Source organism: Aquimarina sp., assembly GCF_977115655.1.
Window position 1 is genome coordinate 1 of record NZ_CDSBKO010000144.1, and the last position, 2,082, is coordinate 2,082.

Below are 2,082 nucleotides of genomic sequence, written 5' to 3' on the forward strand. Positions count from 1 at the left end.
TTCAGGTCAAAGCCAAAAAGCATTTGCTCAATCTCGGGGATTAACTAAAGGTAAGCTACATTATTGGGTTAACAAGTTATCAAAGGAGTCTAATAATATCTCAGAGGCGTCCTGTTCTTTTATCCCAATAGAAGTGGGAGATTCTGAAGTTTCAACCTCACGTTTTATCTTGATTCATTTACCTAATGGATTAGAAATTCAAATTCCTGTATAATTATGTTTTCTTTGAGTAGTTCCTTAGGTTTTCGATTATATGCCCATCCGGTAGATATGCGCAAAAGTTTTGATGGTTTATCCAATTTGGTAAGTAATGATCTAGCAAGTAGTCCTACTGATGGTTCTGTGTATATTTTCGTCAATAAACTACGTAACAAGGCAAAATTGTTACACTGGCAAGGAGGTGGTTTTGTATTATATTACAAGCGTTTGGAACAAGGTAGTTTTGAATTACCTTCATATGATACATCTACAGGAAGTATTACTTTGGATTATTCTCAATTAGTTTTATTGATTGATGGTGTGTCTATTACCAATATGGATAGGAGAAAAAGATATAAAGAACCTCAAAAAAATATGGAAATTTAGTTATTCTTTATTATTTTCGGGTCAAGATGACCTACCAAGAGCTACTTGTCGAAACTAAGAATCAAAAGAAGAAAATAGCTTTTTTAGAAGAACAACTGGCAGGGCTTTATAAGCTGATTAATGGTTTTAAGTCCGAGAGTTTCATTACCCAGACTGTAGTGGATCAACTTACTCTTTTTTCTGAAGATCCTGTTACTATTCCAGATGAAGTTCCACAAGAAACAATCACCTATAGCAGGGATAAGAAAAAACATCAAGGGCGTAATGCTTTACCAGAACATCTTCCCGTACGGGAAGTCATTATTGAGCCTGAAGAGGATACCACAGGATTAAAAAAGATTGGAGAAGAAGTAACAGAAACTCTAGAATATACTCCTGCAAGTCTTATTAAACGAAAAACGATTCGCCCTAAATATGCTAAAGCAGATGGACAAGGTGTTCTAATAGCAGAACTTCCAACTCGTCCTATTGATAAATCTATTGTAGAGGCTTGCTTGTTAGCTCATATTCTAGTGAGCAAATATGTAGATCACCTTCCGTTTTATAGACAAATCCAGATGTTTAAACGTGATTTTGGATGGGAAGCCTCACAAAGTACTATGAGCGATTGGATGGCAGGATGTTGCAGCTTACTGGAACCACTCTACAATGTTTTAAAACAAAAAATAGTCGATTCCCATTACATTCAGGCTGACGAATCACCAATCAAAGTATTGGAGAGCGACAAAAAAGGCAGTACACATCAAGGATATCAATGGGTCTATCACGATCCCATAGGCAAACTAGTACTTTTTAATTATCGTAAAGGGCGTGGGCAAAACGGTCCAAAAGAATTACTTGCAGATTATACAGGGTATTTGCAATGCGATGGGTATACAGTATATGACAAAATTGGAGCAGATCCTGCTATAACACTTGCTGGATGTTTGGTACATGCCAGAAGAAAGTTCTACGATGCATTGGACAATGATAAAAAACGTGCAGAAAAAGCATTAGTTATTTTCAGAGAAATCTATCTCCAAGAAAGAACTATTAAAGAAGAGTCAGAGCAAAATGTTGAAAAAATCAAGCAATTACGCCTTGAAAAGATACAACCGTTATTGCAACAGATCAAGGATTGGATTACAGAAGAACAATATAATGTGTTGCCTAAAAGCGCTATTGGGAAAGCAATGACCTATTTTGTGAACCAATATCATAAACTCCAGAATATATTTCTGGATGGAAAAATAGAACTAGATAATAACAAAATAGAAAATGCCATAAGACCAATGGCTATAGGTAGAAAAAACTATCTATTCTGTGGATCACACAAAGCAGCACAAAATGCAGCAATGCTGTATTCTTTCTTTGGAAGTTGCAAAATGCAAAACATAAATCCAAGAGAATGGCTCGCTAATACCTTAGAAAAAATACCAGATCATAGCATACAAAAATTAGAAGAATTACTACCTGGATATCAAGAAAATTCTATACTGTAGTTGCTCGGATGCATAC

At 35.5% G+C, this 2,082-nt stretch carries 3 protein-coding genes; all 3 read left to right on the plus strand.

The window, feature by feature from the left end:
* Positions 1 to 214: IS66 family insertion sequence element accessory protein TnpA (tnpA, locus tag ACZIYX_RS23880; RefSeq protein WP_462684765.1), on the plus strand; the 214-nt coding region annotated here is incomplete at its 5' end.
* An 11-nt stretch (positions 215 to 225) separates the two neighbouring features.
* Positions 226 to 585, plus strand: coding sequence for an IS66 family insertion sequence element accessory protein TnpB (gene tnpB, locus ACZIYX_RS23885; protein ID WP_462684766.1), 360 nt, complete (start codon positions 226 to 228; stop codon positions 583 to 585).
* 26 nt (positions 586 to 611) lie between these two features.
* A complete protein-coding gene (tnpC, locus tag ACZIYX_RS23890) occupies positions 612 to 2,066 on the plus strand; it encodes an IS66 family transposase (protein WP_462684767.1) in 1,455 nt (484 codons plus the stop codon).
* The last annotated feature ends 16 nt before the right edge of the window (positions 2,067 to 2,082 follow it).

Coding starts and splice junctions, on each gene's coding strand:
- tnpC (WP_462684767.1), top strand. CDS start 612: ATGACCTACCAAGAGCTACTTGTCGAAACTAAGAATCAAAAGAAGAAA.